Annotated in this window: 11 protein-coding genes; 2 read left to right on the forward strand and 9 right to left on the reverse strand. The window is 43.4% G+C overall.

The features are described from left to right. Nucleotides 1-409: 409 nt before the first annotated feature. Nucleotides 410-2,545: a hypothetical protein gene (locus R4I06_RS02335; RefSeq protein ID WP_334413914.1), complete on the forward strand. Its 2,136-nt coding sequence runs from the start codon at nucleotides 410-412 to the stop codon at nucleotides 2,543-2,545. Between the two features lie 311 nt (nucleotides 2,546-2,856). Here the strand turns inward: R4I06_RS02335 and R4I06_RS02340 are convergent, their stop codons facing one another. From R4I06_RS02340 to R4I06_RS02350, 3 genes are read right to left on the reverse strand one after another with little or no spacing between them, the layout of a single operon-like run. Continuing rightward, nucleotides 2,857-3,204, reverse strand: coding sequence for a hypothetical protein (locus R4I06_RS02340; protein ID WP_334413915.1), 348 nt, complete (start codon nucleotides 3,202-3,204; stop codon nucleotides 2,857-2,859). 58 nt (nucleotides 3,205-3,262) lie between these two features. Continuing rightward, nucleotides 3,263-5,089, reverse strand: coding sequence for a translational GTPase TypA (gene typA / locus R4I06_RS02345; protein ID WP_334413916.1), 1,827 nt, complete (start codon nucleotides 5,087-5,089; stop codon nucleotides 3,263-3,265). 56 nt (nucleotides 5,090-5,145) lie between these two features. Beyond that, a complete protein-coding gene (locus R4I06_RS02350; RefSeq protein WP_334413917.1) occupies nucleotides 5,146-7,479 on the reverse strand; it encodes an AAA family ATPase in 2,334 nt (777 codons plus the stop codon). Between the two features lie 127 nt (nucleotides 7,480-7,606). Between R4I06_RS02350 and R4I06_RS02355 the strand changes: the two genes are divergently transcribed. After that, nucleotides 7,607-8,308: a TerC family protein gene (locus tag R4I06_RS02355; protein ID WP_334413918.1), complete on the forward strand. Its 702-nt coding sequence runs from the start codon at nucleotides 7,607-7,609 to the stop codon at nucleotides 8,306-8,308. 44 nt (nucleotides 8,309-8,352) lie between these two features. Here R4I06_RS02355 and rbfA read toward each other — a convergent pair whose 3' ends face one another. From rbfA to ispG, 6 genes are all read right to left on the reverse strand, one after another. Further along, complete coding sequence (gene rbfA / locus R4I06_RS02360; protein WP_334413919.1) at nucleotides 8,353-8,718, reverse strand: 30S ribosome-binding factor RbfA; 366 nt, start codon at nucleotides 8,716-8,718, stop codon at nucleotides 8,353-8,355. After that, nucleotides 8,718-11,183, reverse strand: coding sequence for a translation initiation factor IF-2 (gene infB, locus R4I06_RS02365; protein WP_334413920.1), 2,466 nt, complete (start codon nucleotides 11,181-11,183; stop codon nucleotides 8,718-8,720). Before infB ends, rbfA begins: the two co-directional genes overlap by 1 nt. 18 nt (nucleotides 11,184-11,201) lie before the next feature. Beyond that, complete coding sequence (nusA, locus tag R4I06_RS02370) at nucleotides 11,202-12,746, reverse strand: transcription termination factor NusA (protein ID WP_334413921.1); 1,545 nt, start codon at nucleotides 12,744-12,746, stop codon at nucleotides 11,202-11,204. A gap of 184 nt (nucleotides 12,747-12,930) precedes the next feature. Further along, nucleotides 12,931-15,981 carry an efflux RND transporter permease subunit gene (locus R4I06_RS02375; RefSeq protein WP_334413922.1) on the reverse strand — a complete coding sequence of 1,017 codons (3,051 nt, stop codon included), beginning with the start codon at nucleotides 15,979-15,981 and terminating at the stop codon, nucleotides 12,931-12,933. A 100-nt stretch (nucleotides 15,982-16,081) separates the two neighbouring features. Further along, a complete protein-coding gene (gene tatC, locus R4I06_RS02380; RefSeq protein ID WP_334413924.1) occupies nucleotides 16,082-16,837 on the reverse strand; it encodes a twin-arginine translocase subunit TatC in 756 nt (251 codons plus the stop codon). A gap of 94 nt (nucleotides 16,838-16,931) precedes the next feature. Beyond that, a complete protein-coding gene (gene ispG / locus R4I06_RS02385; protein WP_334413923.1) occupies nucleotides 16,932-18,230 on the reverse strand; it encodes a flavodoxin-dependent (E)-4-hydroxy-3-methylbut-2-enyl-diphosphate synthase in 1,299 nt (432 codons plus the stop codon). Between the last annotated feature and the right edge of the window lie 156 nt (nucleotides 18,231-18,386).

Consider the following 18,386-nt stretch of genomic DNA (forward strand, 5'->3'; position numbering starts at 1 on the left):
GCCGTCTCTCGGTTGTTGTTTCTATATCCACCTTAATTTAGCGAGTCATAGACTTAATATGCGTCGTATCTGTGTAACCTTGCTGCAAAAAACACAGGGCATCCTGCCATTGAGTGGTCAATTACAATTCCCTAGTGTAAGCAGACACATCAAGTATAGGGAGCCTGCGCTCGCTCACCTAAGAAAACTATAACAATAGGGCTCAATAAAACAGATACGACTTATACGTAGTGATATTCCAGTACTTGATCTTCTCCCCTGCACACCAATTGCCCGTAGAAATGGCAGATTTCGTAGAATGGAATCCCACGCGATAAGATAACGTGCTTCTATTCCCCTGTACGCCACTTAGGTCTATCTTCTGTGTATATGTTGTGATACACTCAACACCGGTGTGGTGGTGTGTTACGTGTTCAATAGGAGTTTTAAGGAGCTATACTCGAGGTTGTTTGCCGATTTGGATAATACCTTGTCGGAGCAATACAATCTACCATTGCATGAGGAGTATGGTTTGGAGTCTGATGAGGAAGTTGTCCACTACTTAGCAGCCAAATTATCCGATATATCATCCACAATGCGTGCTGCAAAAAGCACCTTGCCTGTTCAATTTCTTCACCTCCCTCCAAATCAAATTACATATTCGCTACTCTACTGGGTGGAAGCAAACACCGCTATTATGCGCATTACCCTTCTACGCACACTAAGCGTGGTAACTAGTATCAACAGAGGGTCTAATTTACATTTACGTGTTTTTGAACTTGATATGGTCACGAATGATCTCCTGGCTGAGATGTACCAAATTTTAGAAGAATTGGGGTCATTTTTGTATTTTAGGAATAGAAACGACATTCACTATATTTCAAATCTACATTTGGTTTTAGAAAGCGCCATTTCCGCGATTTCGCATTGTATAATGATTCTACAGTCGGCCTGTTCGCAAAAAATTGCACTTGATCTTGATATTGAAGTGGAAGAAAGACTCTTTAGGGAAGAGGTCCTTGAAGCTGACGAAGGCTTTGGAGAAGATCCTATAATAAAAGAGGAGGATCGGGAAAAAGCGGCCAGTGAAGGGCTTCAACGAGAATGCATAAATAGTTCTGTGGTCTTTAGTGCCCGTAGGTCTACACATGTACTTGCTTGTTGCATGATGCTATGCGCCCCTCAATCCTGTGGCGACATTGAGACCCAACGCAGCGTCGCGGAAATTCATACTATTACAGAGTCACTCCTCACTACTTCTCTGCTACTAGCATGGCATGTTCCTACAAGGTTCAGATCAATGGCTGCGGGAGTTGTGGCAGATAAGTCATTCGCGGTAAAGGAACAACTTTTCCACATTACAGATCTATTAGCAACCCGTAATCGCCAGCCACTTGACGGAGAAAGTGCGGTATGTGCAACAAAAAGCTCTTCCTACTGCTGCGACTTCTTGACGAATTCCCCCTCCACCACGTTTGAGGTTCTCAAATCTATCGTAGTTAATACCTGCGACATGCTTTTTGATGTTGCCTATGCTTACGAAGTACATACTAGTAACAGACCCACAAGTGAATTGCCTTGGCACATTCGCAAGCCATTTAAGAACTATTTTGTCATTTTTAATTTAGCAGAAGCCACGTTCTTAACTCACCACATACTTCACGTGATGGAGCTTAACCTGCAAAAAAATGTTGGAAAGATGCGGTACATTGAGAAAACATATGGTGCGTTGGACGCGTGTACTCTGATGATGAGCACAGTAACTATATCCTCCCGTAAGGCAGTGGATTTAGTAAAAAAAGCGGAGAGTGATTTTGACTCTGCCCTATCCACGTTGTTCCATCTGGGAGGGGAGGATTTTGTAGAAAAATTTTTGTGTATATCAAGATCCAGTGAAGAAAATAGTCAGCTCAGCCGGCAAGATGCGAACATATGTGCACGCATGTATGAAATTGCGCAGCACGTTCGCAATGCTTGTTACAGGCTTCAAAGTTTAAAGAAATACGTTCACCTACTGAGAATGCATGATAAACCACGCCCCCTTCAGTGCATCAATAACGTGTACCTGTGCTGCACTAGGGTTTTTGACATGCTATTACATGAAGACTATCATGATTACGCTTGGAATGTAGGTTGCAGATCTACATTGCCAGTACTTCCTGGGGAGCTTCCAGACAAGGTAGATAGATATGAACTCCTGCATGGTGACGACGCATCATGTGTGTTTTTCTCAAGTGCGATGCTAGACGAGGCATTAAATCCCGCAATCTTAGAGAAATTAAAACTATACAGAGATTTAGAAAAACAGCCTCCCAGTACTTTCCTGTCATCTATTTTTGGAGTTGTACAACGTGTACAGGACTGGTTATTACATGAGGGGCCACACTCGTGCCCTAGTTCACAAATCTCTGTTATCTCCACCACTAGTTTGTGCAAGATGACTCAAGAATACATACTACGTATCCCATTTATAGGCACGTACATCACCGACATCTGCTGCAGTAGGGTATACGAGATGGAATGCAGATCTTTTCCTCTAGTAAATTATCGCGCTTTACCACTTTAAGTATGTCGTGGTAATATCACACAAACCAAACCTATAAAAAATGCCCTTAGCCTAACAGTTGCTGTTTTTTTCCTAGTCCCAGGAATACGTACTACACATCCCATTTATAGGCACGTACGTTACTGATATCTCCTGCAGCAGGGTATACGAGATGGAATGTAGATCTTTTCCCTTAGTCAATTACCGTGCTCTACCGCTTTAAGTATGCAGTAGTGATCTCCGCATAAACTTAACAACAATATGCGTGGCACAGCCCTCTAAGTTGCCGTCTTCTCCCAATTGCCTTCGTTCAAGTATGTCACATCTTTGTATCAGCTTGTCACTCCGTATATCTCCTTGTAGAGGCTCTTTTCTCTATCGTGCTTTAGTGCCATATGTCTATAAAAGTCTGCACACACTGCGCTTAATTTTTCTATATCTCCATAGTCGCTATTGGCAATCAAAAACCTCTTATCACCAGTTCTCATGTCCTTATGTACCTGGTCTAGCAACCCCAATAGTTCACTTTCTACAGCTTGCAGGCACTTGAATCTCACTATATCGAGCTTATTTAGTGATTCTACCTCCTTTTGTATAACGGCTATAGCCTGCATTTTGAGCTCAATAACGTATTCCAGAAACTTATGCATGTATCTCTCCCTACGCGGACCAGATACCACATCCTCTCTTCCTGATATTAATATTGTATTAGCTATGACTACCGAACGCTATAATTCGTCACTTCGTCGTCCTTGCGTACTTCTTTCTTTCGTTAGGATCCAGCAGTTTCTTCCTTAACCTCAGAGACTTAGGAGTACATTCCACTAACTCATCATCGTTTATGAAGCCTATCATCTCCTCTAAGCTCATCACTTTCGGTGGAACCAAGCGCACAGCCTCATCAGAACCAGCAGCCCTTATGTTTGTGAGATGCTTACCCTTCAGAACGTTCACTTCAATGTCATTACCCCTGCTATGCAGACCCACTATCATCCCGCCATAGACCTTATCTTGAGGCTTGATGTACATGCAACCCCTATCCTGTAAATTGAAAATTGCATATGCTACAGCTTCACCCTGTCCTGTAGATATCAAAACCCCGTTTATCCTTCCTGGTATGCTACCCTTGTGCTCAGCATAACCATGAAAAAGACGATTCATTATACCAGTACCTCTGGTATCTGTAAAAAACTCGCCGTGATAGCCTATAAGACCTCTAGATGGAATCAAGAACGTCATCCTTATCCTACCCTTGCCGGAAGGAGTCATATCCTGCATATCTCCCTTGCGGAAGCTAAGCTTTTCCATCACTATCCCGCCATACTCCTCGTTAACATCGATAATGACCTCTTCTATAGGCTCTAATAATGCACCCCCCTCCTTACGAAAAAGCACCCGTGGCCTTGATACTGATAACTCAAACCCTTCACGCCTCATTGTCTCTATGAGTACACCAAGCTGTAACTCTCCTCTACCACCCACTTCGTAAGAGTCTGTCCTATCGCCCTCTTTCACGGTAATGGCAACATTAGTCTCCGCCTCCGCGAATAATCTATTCTTTATGACAGTAGAAGTAAGCTTCGTACCTTCTGTGCCGGCCAACGGCGAGTCGTTAACGCCTATGGTTATCGCCATTGTAGGAGGATCAACAGGCGTAGACTCTATAGGAGAATTTAGAGAAACATCGACTATGCTATCAGACACCGATGCCGCTTCTAACCCGGCTATAGCTATTATATCACCAGCATTTGCTTCTTCCACAGGGACCCTCTTTAGCCCCGAAAAAGAAAGCAATTTCGTAAGTCTTCCGCTTTCTACTACCTCTCCGCTCAAGTTCAAAACTTTAACCTGAGAGTTTACCTTAGCCTTCCCAGAATATACCTTACCAGTCAGCACCCTGCCTAAAAACTTATCGGATTCAAGCAAAGTCAATAACATGCTGAATGGAGCATCCAAATCGTATTCGCGAGACTGTATGTGCGTCAGAATTTCGTTAAACAGAGGAGTGAGGTCTTCTCTCTTGTCGCCCAAATCCTTTATGCTCCAACCTTCTCTACCTGAAGCATACAATACTGGAAAATCCAACTGCTCACTCGTAGCATCAAGATTTATAAAAAGCTCATATATTTCTTCTAGTACCTCATCTATCCTGCTATCAGGACGATCTATCTTGTTTATGATGACTATGGGCAACAATCCCGCCTTTAATGCTTTTGAAAGCACAAATTTTGTCTGCGGCATAGGTCCTTCGGCCGCATCTACCAGTAACAGCACCCCATCAGCCATAGAGAGTACTCTCTCAACTTCTCCACCAAAGTCGGCATGCCCAGGAGTGTCTATTACATTTATTTTGTGATTTTGCCAATTAATGGCAGTACATTTAGCAAGTATAGTAATACCTCTTTCACGTTCGAGGTCATTACTATCCATTACCCTATCAACGACATCCTGGTTGTCTCTAAAAGCCCCACTCTGCCTTAACATACTGTCCAACAACGTAGTCTTTCCATGATCCACGTGAGCTATAATAGCCAAATTGCGGACAGAATCGTAAGTAGAAGACATAACAACTCACACGTTCCTTGCTGTAATTGCTAAATCTATATGATTCAGACAAATAATCAACGATAAACTTCTACTTCATCTGGTGGAGTAGTTGGGGATTTTTCAAAAAAAGTGTACTGGAAGTCCTCATTTTCTGCATCGAATCTCACTTCGACCTTACCTCCGCGTACCAATTTTCCAAAAAGCATCTCCCATGCCAGGCGTTTCTTTAGTTTCTGAGCTATGATAGCTTGCATCTTCCTGACGCCGTAGTCTTCTTTGCCACCTATCTTAGAAAGATACCTCACGGATTCATCATCTATATCTATGCTGACACCCTTCTTTAGTAGCTGCTCCTTAAGCTCATCTAGAAACTTATATACAACCCTTACTATGGTTTCGTCAGACAAATTTGAGAACACGACAATCGCATCAAGTCTATTGCAAAACTCGGGGCCGAAAATCTTCTCCATAGTTTTATTTTCACCGCCAGCATAGAAGCTACGATCCCTGGCAAAACCCATGGTACCATTACCAAACTCTACAGCATTCGCATTTGTGGTAAGTATTATAACTACATTCTTAAAACTCACCTTCCTACCGTAAGTATCAGTAATGCACGCATAATCCATCACTTGCAGCAGTATGTTGCATAAGCTGTTATGAGCTTTCTCTATCTCGTCAAGCAACAAGACACTATACTGATTCTTAGCTATGGCTTCAGTCAATAGCCCCCCTTGGTCATATCCTACATATCCCGGAGGTGCACCTATCATACGAGCTACAGCATGCGATTCCTTGTACTCAGACATGTCAAAGCGGATCAGCTTCATACCCATACTCTTGGCAAACTGTTTAACCAGCTCAGTCTTCCCTACTCCGGTAGGCCCAGCAAACAAGTAACTTGCCATAGGCTTGTCAGCACTGCGTATACCGGCTTTTGCTATTCTCATTGCATCCACCACTTGAGTTATCGCAGCATCCTGACCAAAGACCACTTTTTTCAGATTTTCCTCTAAATTCTTTAGCTTTTGCATGTCATCCCCTTCGAAAATATTTCCGCAGGGAACTTCACTAATCTTAGACACTATGGCTTCTATATCCTTACCTGTCACTATAGCCCCGCCAGCAGAGCCTCTCAGCTTGCTATACACACCAGCCTCATCAAGAACATCAACGGCCTTATCTGGCAACATTCTGCCCGCTATATATCTATCAGAAAGCTCCGCAGCGTACTTTATCGCCTGATTCGTGTACCTAACATCATGGTAAGCTTCATAATAAGACTTTATTCCACCGAGTATTTGTATAGTTTCCTCTACCGTCGACTCATCGACGTTGATCTTTTGATATCTCCTAGCCAATGCACGATCTTTTTCGAAATTGCCGTTGTACTCCTTGTACGTAGTAGCGCCTATACATCTTATGGATCCCCTAGCAAGCGCAGGTTTTAACAAATTACTGGCATCTAGAGGACTGCCACTGGTCGACCCAGCGCCAACTATAGTATGAATCTCATCTATGAATAGAACTGCATTTTTCTTGTTCTCTATGGCCTTAACCACAGACTTTATACGTTCCTCAAAGTCCCCACGGTATCTAGTGCCAGCTAAAAGTGCTCCCATATCCAGAGAGTATATTTCTACATTTCTCAATTGAGAAACTATATCACCTTCAACTATTCTGAGAGCTAAACCCTCTACTATAGCTGTTTTACCAACTCCAGAATCACCAACATATAAGGGATTATTCTTCCTTCTACGCAACAAGACTTCTATGGTCCTTTCTTGCTCGTATTTACGGCCTATCACGTAATCTATCTTACCTTCCCTAGCAAGATCATTTAGATTCACACAATACGCGCTAAGCGTATCTCCCTCCTTCAGTACGTTACTTTTTCCAATATTAGGAAACGAAGTGGACGGCTCTTTCTTCGAGTACTCAATACCTTTTTGGTAATCTGGGCACTCGTAGCCTTCCTCTTCAGGCTCCCCACCCGAAACGCACCCCATTACGTCTATGTACTTTACATTATGCTCATTGAGAAAGGAGAATCCGTACGAATCCTTTTCTAAGAACATTTCTGCCAATACATCCACGCCATTTATTTCGTATCTACCCAAAGCATGCGCATGTACAACAGCTCTATGAACCACCTTCTCAAACGACCTGCTCGCTCTCACGTCCGACACGTCTTGAACGGTAGCTGTAGAGACCTCGTATCTGAGGAAATTCATGACAGTAATCCTCAGTCTGTCCACCGATACCCTACACGCATATAGTACACGTCTTACATCAAGATCATCAGTAAGAGCCAGTAACAAATGCTCTAAAGTTGCACATTCATGTCTAAAATCAAACGCTATTGCTATAGCTCTACGCACGGTAGCTTCAAGATTCTTAGATAGCACAGAGGACACCTTTAAACTTCTGAGGCCAGGGTAGCATCCAAGCATTAAAATATGCTGAAAACAAATTTTTTCGTGCTCAAATGGTGTACAATGTTGATTGTGATATGGCGGTAGATAAGTATACGCAATGCATTATTTTGCTAACACAGCATTGGAGTTTTCTACTCTTCTTGTATTGGAAATGATCCTCGGAGTAGATAACCTAATCTTCATTTCTATAGTAACGAAACGGCTTCCACAAAGCGTACAAAACAAAGTGCGTATCTGCGGACTCAGCCTGGCACTAATAATGAGATTTGCTATGTTACATGGAGCATCATATTTATCATCTATTAATGAAAAATCTCTCTCATTCTTGAACGTAAACATCTCCTATCACGATGCGTTTCTAATAGCGGGAGGAATATTTCTAATATTCAAAAGTACCAAAGAGATATGCGAGGAGATCTTTAAAAAATCTGTAATTCAGGTACGCAAAGCGGATGCCATCTTACCAGCCGTACTGCAGATTATAGGAATTGATATCGTCCTATCCATAGATTCAGTGATATCAGGCATAGGTATAACGGACAAAATCATCCTCATAGAAATAGTGTTCTTCATATACACCATAACAGCAATACTCCTTTCAAAAGGCATCTGTGAAACAGTCCACAAACACAATAGCCTGAAGATAATAGCTCTACTGTTCATAGGACTGCTGGGTATACTCCTAGCACTAGAGGGAGTAGGAATCTACATATCACACAAATATCTGTATTCCATGTTAGCTCTTTCCATTATGGTAGAAGCAGGAAGATATCTGTGGAAACAAAGGCTGAGAAGATGACAACGCTCTATCATTAATAGAGTTGCTATGAGTAGGAAAATGGCCTACTCGTGCTCTTTTGAACACTCTGCAAATACATCTCCCATTTCAATTAGATGATAGAATCCTTCATCCAGCTTAAAATACAATCTTGGAACGTATCTAAGCTTCACATACTTAAATACTAGCCTTCTTATGAGCTTAGAAGCGTCGTTCAGCGTGAGCATTATTTCTTCTCTACCTTCACTCGCTGAGCCACCAATAACTACAAAGACAGTTGCTTCCCTTAAATCTTCACTTACCCTCACATAGGAGACAGAAACAACCTTACTTATGTCGTAAAATTCTTCCAAAAACATCTGTGAAAGCGCCCTTTTTAAGACCGAAGACACCTTAAGGCTTCTGAAATTAGTGGGACCGAAATCAATCACTATATCCCTCTAGCACGTTCCACAATGTCCAAAACTTTGATAGTGTCACCCACAGCAATGTCCTTTATACCCTCTATGAGAACACCACATTCCAATCCATGTGTGACTTCCTTGACATCATCTTTGAATCTTCTTAAGGCCCTGGCTGTACCCCTGTATATGGCAGCATCACCCCTACAGACGTCTATCACACTACCACGCGTAATAGCACCATCAGTGACATAACACCCCACGACAATGCCACTCTTGTTACCAGAAAACACCTGCCTCACCACAAGAAGTCCAACTTGCACTTCCTGTATTACTGGCTTCAACCTGCCGGATACCATGTCCCTCAAGTCATCAGTAAGATCATAAATAACCTGATAGTCCCGTATATCGACGTTCTTAGTTCTTACCAAATCTCTAGCTTGCGCATCAATCTTAACATTGAAGGCCATTATGATAGCCGAAGATACCTCTGCAAGCAGAACATCAGACTTTGTAACATCCCCCACTTCTTTGTGCAGAACGTTAAATTTTACCTCTTCATGTGATATCTGAGCAATGGCGAACAGCACAGCCTCCAAAGAACCTATAACATCCGCCTTCAGAATTATGTTAACCTCTTCTACGTTGTTATCTATGCCTGACAAAATTGACCCATCGAAACTTCTCCTGCTCGTGTTAGGAGATTCATCAGTATGAAGTACTATCTCAGCTTTTCGCGTCAATAAGGCCCTAGCATGCTTCTCAGATGGCACAACAACAACAGTATCTCCGGCTTTTGGCACAGCACTAAACCCCAATACTCTCACAGGCGTGGAAGGAAATGCCGCACTCACAGACATATCAGCATCATCAAACATGTTACGCACTTTCCCGTATGCGCCATCACCTACAACAATCACGTCCCCTTTTCTAAGAGTACCTTTTTGAACTATAACGGTTATAACTACGCCACATCCCCTATCAACCTTGGATTCTATGACCACCCCCTGCGCCCTACAATCCACAGGGGCTTTCAATTCTAACATCTCAGCAACAAGCAATATTGCAGACTTTAGCTTGTCCAAATTCTCTCCAGTTTTAGCCGATACTGGAACAAGGATGACATCTCCACCCAACTCCTCAGAAACTACACCATGCTTCAATAGTTCATTAGAAATCCTAGCTACGTCCGCATCACCCTTATCTATCTTATTTACCGCAACCACCATATCCACACCCGCAGCCTTAACGTGGTTTATAGACTCAATAGTCTGCGGCATAACTCCATCATCCGCGGCAACAACTAAAACTACTATATCGGTGACGTTGGCCCCCCTAGCACGCATATCTGCAAACGCCTCATGCCCAGGCGTATCAAGAAGAGTAATTTTTTTCCCATCAACATCTATCTGATATGCACCTATATGCTGAGTTATCCCCCTGAACTCCTGCTCAACAACCCTAGACTTACGAAGAACATCCAATAAAGACGTCTTACCATGATCAACATGCCCCATAACAGTGACCACAGGAGGCCTAGGTTCAACGGCAAAATCGCAATCACTGCCCACATCCAGAATATCTTTCACCACCTGAACGTTATCAATGACCTTGGGACGATGTCCAAACTTTATGGCAATCTCAGAAGCTATCTCATGACCTATCTTAGTATCCACATTGGCTTCAATCCCCACATGCCTAACAACACGCAATACGTCATCAACCTTCTCGGCCATAGCCATAGCCAAATTGCGAACACTTATTTTGTCTTCTATGGTGATTTCCTTAGATATCCTAGTACGACCACTATTGAAGCTTGCCCCTCTACGCTTGTTGCTGGGAGCACGCAATACACATCTATCGTCAATTCCACTCAAAGCGTTCTCTATATCTAACTTAGAGTGCTTAGGAGAAGATTTGGCTGACACTACTTTTTTCGCGCCACCCTCCTTCTCTTTCACCTTACGAGACGAATACTTTTTGTTCTTATCATCGTGGGCACCCCGAGAGGAAGGCCTTCCAGGTGCGTCTGGCACAATTTCAGCAGTAGGTACTACGTGAGCCATATCAGTAGCCCCACTTCCCGTAATAGCATCATTTTCAACAGTCTCTACATGCGCACCATCTTGCGCAGAAACTTCTTCCGCCTCTACGGGAGAAGCCGCACTCTCTGCTTGCTGCAAAGAAGCTAATCTTTCTTTTTCCTGACTTACACTATCTGCCATGTTTATGGCATTGATCCTGAAAAGCTGCTCCTGCGCGGTCAGCCCTCCACCATTCATAGATCTACTCTCTACGCCAGAAGAAACTCGGCCACCTAACTCAGGCGACACTTTCTTCTTTTTGCTGCGTACCTCCACAGTTGTAAAAGGCTTTCCTGCCGTAGAAGCCTTAGCAAGAATGGGAGCGGCTTTCAGCCTATCACCAAGCTTTAAAGTAAGACGCTCACGCTTACCGGGAGCACCCCCCTCCTCTACCTTCTCAACATCACTCATCTGCAGTACCCGGAAAATCTAAACCCAACCCACTCTTCTGCGAGACTCCAAAATTATGGAATCCACCTGCTCTTTACTCAGCCTTACTCTGGGAACAATATCACAAAATTCATCAGTACACAGCGAAGCAATATCCTCAATACTCTTTATGCCATTCTCATACAACTTTACAATATCCTCCACTTCCAAGAAGGGCAGCTGCTTAATCTCTTCACTAACAGAAAAACTCTCAAGCAACTCCTCAGCCTCTTTACGCCTGCGCACAAGACATTCAGAAGCCCTCATCTTCAACTCTGAAGCTATTTCCTCATTAAATCCATCAATAGCCGCTATATCAGCAACTTCTGCATTATCTATGTCCTCAATACTAGAAAAGCCTTCGCTCACCAAAAGCTGTCCTATAATTTCTTCAACATCAAGATCATCAACAAAAATCTTGGCCCCGGCACTAAGTTCCTTAGCCTTCTTCGTCGACTCTGTCTCATCACCCACGACATCTAGATCCCATCCTACCAACTCGGAAGCGAGCCTAATATTCTGCCCATGTCTACCTATAGCCAAACTCACTTGGCTCTCAGGGACTACCAATTCTATCTTCTCAACATCTTCGTCTATAATAACTTTCACAACCTCAGCGGGAGCAATCGCGCTAACCACAAATTTAGCCAGGTCGGAAGAATACAAAACAACGTCTATCTTTTCACCATGGAGCTCCGCCACTATGTTCTGTATCCTGACACCCCTTGCACCTATACATGCACCCACAGGATCAACATTCTTATCCGAAGAGAAAACAGCAACCTTAGACCTGGATCCAGCGTCCCTAGCTAAAGACTTGATGCTGACGACTCCATAATAAACCTCCGGTATCTCCTGCTTGAACAGCAGCTCCATAAACCTCTTGCTGACCCTAGAAAGAAAAACCTGAGGACCAAATGGCTCTTGGCGCACATCCTCAACGTGAGCCTTCACCCTGTCATTGGGCCTGAAAACCTCTCCCCTTATGGTGTTATACACAGGGAGATAACCCTCACTACCATTCAAATCAACAATTACATTGTTGTACTCTACTCTCTTGACAACCCCGTATACCAAATCCCCCACGCGGTCCTTAAACTCTTCGTACTGCCTTTTTCGCTCTTGCATCACGATGAGCTGAGCTATCTTCTGCTTCGCAACCTTCGCCGAGTTATAATCAACATCAAGAGGAGGCAATGCTTCCATCAGGATATCACCTACCTGAACGTCTGCATTCTCAAGTTGCGCATCCGACAACCTTATAAGTTTGTACCTATCAACTTCGTCTTCGGGTATCCCATACTTCTCATGGTCAAACGTCATATCGTCACATACCACTAGCACCTGTCTGGCAACCGATATGACCCCAGTCTTACGATCTATGGAAACCTTTACCTTGCAATCCCCATACTTACCCTTACTGACTACCTCTAATGCTTGCTCTATCGCCTCTACAACAACCCCGAGGTCAAGACCCTTCTGCTCAGCAACATCCTTCGCAACTCTGATAAGCTCCAGATTGTCAAAATTATACAAACTAACCATAAAACCCCTTGCACGAGCCAGAAACACCCTTTACACCTTGATTGCAGAGACAAGATTCTCACATACTAGTCCGCGAGGCGATTCTACTTACGAAGCCCCCATGAGTCAAGACATTTTTCCCCGAAAAGCCGGAGAACTGCCGCTTTGCGCGCGTCGTAAAACCACCATTGAACCCATCCTATGCCTAATCAGATTTTGCCCTCAATATCAATACCGCAGGCGTAAACAACAACATGATCCCTGAGCTCAACAATAAGCCCATGGAGATGGTGCTAGACAGCTCAAACCATAGCTGACTAGAAGGAGAATTATAGAGTATCCTCCCTGACACGAAATCTATACCTATTTTTAGCACCATGGGCAACAAACCTAGCACACCAGTAATAACGGTAAGAAAAATAGGCCTTAACCTTGAGAGCGCAGCTTTCACTGCAGCATCCCTAAGATTACATCCATTTGCTAGATTTATGCGAAACGCGTCGACGAGTAATATGTTGTTATTCACCGCAACTCCCGCAAGAACCACGATTCCCACACCGCCCATCACTACTCCCAATACCTTATAGGTTACCAAAAACCCGAAGAATACACACATGGTAGACAGGAAGACCGATGTCATAATTACAAACACATAGTAGAAGTTGTTTAGTTCCCACATTAGCACGAGTATCATGAGCAAGAGCACCACTACAAATGCCTTTACTAGGAAAACCTTAGATTCCTCCTGGCTTTCCATTTCTCCCACGAACTCCACCATTACCTCATGACCAACTTTGTCCCTAAGCACCTTTTTTAGGTAATCAACTCTCTCTGAAAGCAAGTACCCCGGCGCTAAGTAGGAGGAAATAGTCAAAGCTCTAACGCCATTCACGCGCTTTACGGCACTTATCTCATGTTTTGCCTCTTTTTTTATGAGAGAAGAGATGTGCCGAGTCCCGTACGGTGTGCCTATCATAACATTGGACATATTTGTCAATGTTCTATGATCTGCGGGAAATCTCGCCACTATATCAAGCTCATCGGTGTACCCCGTGGGATAATACTTGCCCACTACAAGCCCGTCGGTGATCATCTTCAGGAACTGCCCTATAAAACCAGCGTCTATTCCCAAGGAATGTGCTTTCTTCCTATCAACATTGATGACCCATTCGGTCCCAGCAACAAAATCATCCATGTGTACACCAACAAAACCTTGAGATTTTGTCATTGTGGCTTTTAAAACGCTGGCGGCCTCCTGAAGAAGAGATACATTATGCGATCTCAAGTTAAACTCTAATGGCTTTCCCTTATTAGGCTTCATGTTTTCGTACTGTATGTCAAAAACTACGCCCTTCATCCCTTCTAACTCGGAAAAGATATTGGCTAGTACCTTTTTTGAGCTATCACGCACAAACCAATCCGTAAACTCGATGTGAACCTCGCCTATAGTTCTGTCATTCGCGAAAGCCCTGACACCATTGACACAACGAACATAGAAGGACCTCACTCCCTTCACATTTCTTATCCTTGTACCTATTTCTTCCGCTATCTCACGCTTTTCGTTCATAGATAAGTTGTTGTCACCCTTAACAATTACAACTGCCCTATCTGGGTCGACATCAGGAAAAAATTCTATACCAGGCCCAATTGTAAAGTACACCACACACGAGAGCAGCAACGTAGACACTACTCCACACACAAATTTTCCAGGATGATCCAAAACAACGTTCAAAACTCTCTGATAGTGGAACGCTGCCCTTCCCAAACCACTAATGTCTGCATCTTTTGTCACAATCTTTGGTTTTTCTTTATCATCTCCCCTACAAAATACCGCTCCAACAACTGGGATGAACACAGTAGCCATTATCCACGATCCCACTAGCGCAGAAATCGCAACAGCAGGTATATACTTAATAAACTCCCCGACAATGCCAGGCCAGAATAGCAATGGTATATACACCACCAACCTTACCGCTGTCGACGCGGTAATAGGCTTGAACAGCTCATATACTGCCTCCCTATAGGCATCCATCTTACCCATTCCATAAGCCATTTTTCTATCCGCATATTCATTGATGACTATTGCATCATCTACGAGCATGCCTACTGCCATGATCATGGTAAATAGGATTACAATATTGAGAGTAAATCCCATGAAATAGATGGCTATCACAGCCATAAGAAACGAAATTGGAACAGATAACGCCGTGAGTATTGCAGTGCGCACCCTCATGAATATCATCATGATCGCAAGCACCAACAGCATTGAGAATATTACTGTATTCTCCAACTCACGCAGTATACCCCTTACTTCTTTAGACTGGTTCCAGAGCACCTGCAGAGACATTCCATGAGGCAGAGTAACATCTTTAAAAACCTCCATCACCTGCCTTGTCACAAGCGCGATATCGCTGTCAGTATTTTTTGAAATTTCTAGTACCACACACGGTTTACCGTCAATCAGTATGAGTTCATTCGTCTGCTTTGCAACTAGCTTAACCTTCGCAACATCACCTACAGTTATGAACCTATCCCCATAGGATTTCAGTACCAAATTCTTTATTTTCTCGTGACTGTCTAAGCTCTCTCCAATCTTGACTTTATGGCTACCAAAATTAGACTCGAGAACCCCATATTCGACAAACGCATATTCCCTTCCTACAGCGCGCTGTATGTCACCAATACCTATTCCATGATTGTTCATGAGCTCTGGAAGGAACTCTAACTCAATAACGTAGTCCTGCAGACCCGATATATTGACTTTGTGCACTCCCTTTAGAAACTCTATTCTTGACCGCAATTTTAGTGCAACATTTGATAGCTCACGAGTCATTACATCGCTAACTAAAGCTATTTTTAATATCGGTAGCAATCCCAAATTAATCTCATCTGCAGTAAGAGAAACAAGTTCCCCAGGTAATTCCGAGCGTAACGCGCTCAATTTGTAGTGCACTTCTTCTATTGCGGTTCTCATGTTTGATCCATGTTCAAATTCCAGCGCTATAGACACAATTCCATCTCTAACAATGGAAATGACTCTTACAATTCCCGGAATTGACTTCACCTTTCTCTCTATAGGCCGTGCAAGCAATTTCTCAGATTGCTCTACATGCATCCCATTGACAACGGCCGTCACCAATATGAGAGGAACTTTGATATCAGGAGTACTTTCTCGTGGAAGCATGCAGTATGAGTATAACCCAATGCCTACTATGGCGAATAACAAGATGATGGTAAATTTACTCTTGGAAAACATACCCAGGTACCACCACAACACCGTGCAACGGGTAGTACTCTACCCAATAATGAAAACTATAACAACCTATATGCCAGTATTGCGTGCACCAAAAGACATCTTAGTTCCCTCCTGAGGCCTGTTTTTTACTTTTCACCTTTTCAATGTGCCTACACGCAAGAATCGACGCCTCGTATAGCCCCAACATAGGCACCGCTAACCCTATTTGACTTAGAACATCTGGGGGCGTAAGTATCGCAGCAACAGTGAATATAGCAACTATAGCTATCCTTCTCTGCTTTATAAGATCGCTGTAGGAAACCAAACCAACTCTCGCCATTAGAGTCAAAACCACGGGCAATTGAAACGCCATTCCAAACGCGAACATTAGCTGCAATACCAGATCTAAGTATTCGCTCACGGATGGCATGAACTCAATAGGTACACCTACAGATGAATCCCTATTTTCAAAATTAATAAAGAACTTCCACGCCAGTGGAAATATGTAATAGTACACCATAGCCGGCGCTATCGAAAATAATACAGGAGCTGCAATCAAATAGGGTAATAAGATGCCTTTCTCCTCCTTATACAACCCAGGTGCAATAAATGCATAAAATTGCCAGATGAATACCGGTAAAGAGAAAAATATAGCAGCGACTGCCCCCACTTTTAGATATACGAAAAATGCCTCCGTTAAATCTGTATAGATGAGCGAAAAGTCCTCATTGTTTCCCTCTAAATCAACCAGCGGAATGAGAAGAAACTCATATATCTTGTCGGAGAAACAATAACACACACAAAACAGCACTCCAAATACTGCAAGCGAAAACAAAACCCTCTTGCGTAACTCCTGAAAATGTTCTGCTAATGACATTCTATTCACGGACACGTATGCACCACACTACACAAAATAGAGCATGTCAGTCTAAAAAACGTACACACTCCACAGCACACAGTAATACCACAAATCACGTTCGGCTGTACTTTTTTACGACATAGTCTTCAATTATGGCAAGAAACCTTGCTAATACATCACTACCGGCTAGCGTACACAGCTTTTTTCCATCCTCATACACGGCAGCCACCTCTCTCTCCCCATTACCAGGAAGACTTATACCCAAATTTGCATGCTTGCTTTCTCCAGGACCATTCACTATGCAGCCCATAACCGCAACTTTCATATCAACAGCTCCCGGATACTTAACATTCCATACACCCATGCGCTCTCTAATATACTCATTAACTCCACTAACGAGTTTCTGAAATGTGAGAAAACTAGTACGGTTACATCCAGGACACGACGTAACCTGCGCAGAAAATGCCCTGAGTTCCAACGCTTGCAAGAGCTCCTTACAAACCCTAACCTCTTGAACTCTGTCCTCTCTAGTCAATGACGTTAGAGACACCCTGACAGTATCTCCTATCCCCTCTGTAAGAAGATTAGAAACACCAGCTGCACTGCCGACAACGCCTTTCAAACCCGATCCTGCCTCTGTAAGACCCAAATGTAGTGCATACCTGGATAACCTAGAAAGCGCGCTATACACAGCTATAAGATCCAGTACCCTACTGACTTTGCATGACAACACTATCCTATCAGGAGGCAACCCCATCGATTCCGCAAATTTCGCACTCTCCAGTACGGAGTACACAAGAGCCCTTCTTAGAACCTCACTGTCGGAGCCGGGTACAGCCCTGGAAGAATTTTCATCCATAAGCTTACCAAGCACAACTTTGTCTATACTTCCCCAGTTAACCCCGATTCGCACTGGCAAATCGTGCTTCATCGCGTATTCTATTACATCTTCAAAGTTTTTGTCCCTCTTCTCTCCAAACCCTATATTCCCAGGATTGATTCTTATCTTACAAAGGGCACTCGCACAGTCCGGATACTCTCTAAGCAGTCTCGCAATCTCATACTGCCCACAACCCACAATCATCTTATGATTGTAGCCGTTCTTTTCAAGCTGGTCGGCAATTTGAGGTATAGCCTTGATGGATTCATCAGAATTTATCGCAACTCTTATAAGTTCGGAACCTTCGCGTGCCAGTGCAAGAATTTCCTCCATATCAGTATCGAAACTCCCAGACCCCCCAAGAGCCATGGACTGGACTACTATCGGGTGACCACCACCAATTACAACGTTCCCAACTTTTACCGCGTGAGTGTTCCTCCTTTTGATTTTGTATTCGAAATCGTGATAGCTACAAACATGATCCTTGAGAACATCACTACCATAATCTGCGCAACTCTCATCCAAAATCATAATAGAAACCAAGCTTCATCATAATTAGCGATGACCGAAAATGTAGCCCTCATCGCTATCACAATTTGCTCCTCCATCTACGTCGCAGCACTCATCATCTATGGAAAAGTAAAACCCACCGCCAGTACCAGACGAATAACAAGCTGAGGAATAAGA

Source organism: Anaplasma bovis (assembly GCF_036903315.1).
In the GTDB taxonomy this organism is placed as follows: domain Bacteria; phylum Pseudomonadota; class Alphaproteobacteria; order Rickettsiales; family Anaplasmataceae; genus Anaplasma; species Anaplasma bovis.

Excerpts from the sequence above, each read along its gene's own strand:
- ispG (WP_334413923.1), bottom strand. The coding sequence starts at position 18,230 with ATGATTTTGGATGAGAGTTGCGCAGATTATGGTAGTGATGTTCTCAAG.
- R4I06_RS02355 (WP_334413918.1), top strand. The coding sequence starts at position 7,607 with ATGCATTATTTTGCTAACACAGCATTGGAGTTTTCTACTCTTCTTGTA.
- nusA (WP_334413921.1), bottom strand. The coding sequence starts at position 12,746 with ATGGTTAGTTTGTATAATTTTGACAATCTGGAGCTTATCAGAGTTGCG.
- infB (WP_334413920.1), bottom strand. The coding sequence starts at position 11,183 with ATGAGTGATGTTGAGAAGGTAGAGGAGGGGGGTGCTCCCGGTAAGCGT.
- tatC (WP_334413924.1), bottom strand. The coding sequence starts at position 16,837 with ATGTCATTAGCAGAACATTTTCAGGAGTTACGCAAGAGGGTTTTGTTT.
- R4I06_RS02375 (WP_334413922.1), bottom strand. The coding sequence starts at position 15,981 with ATGTTTTCCAAGAGTAAATTTACCATCATCTTGTTATTCGCCATAGTA.
- typA (WP_334413916.1), bottom strand. The coding sequence starts at position 5,089 with ATGTCTTCTACTTACGATTCTGTCCGCAATTTGGCTATTATAGCTCAC.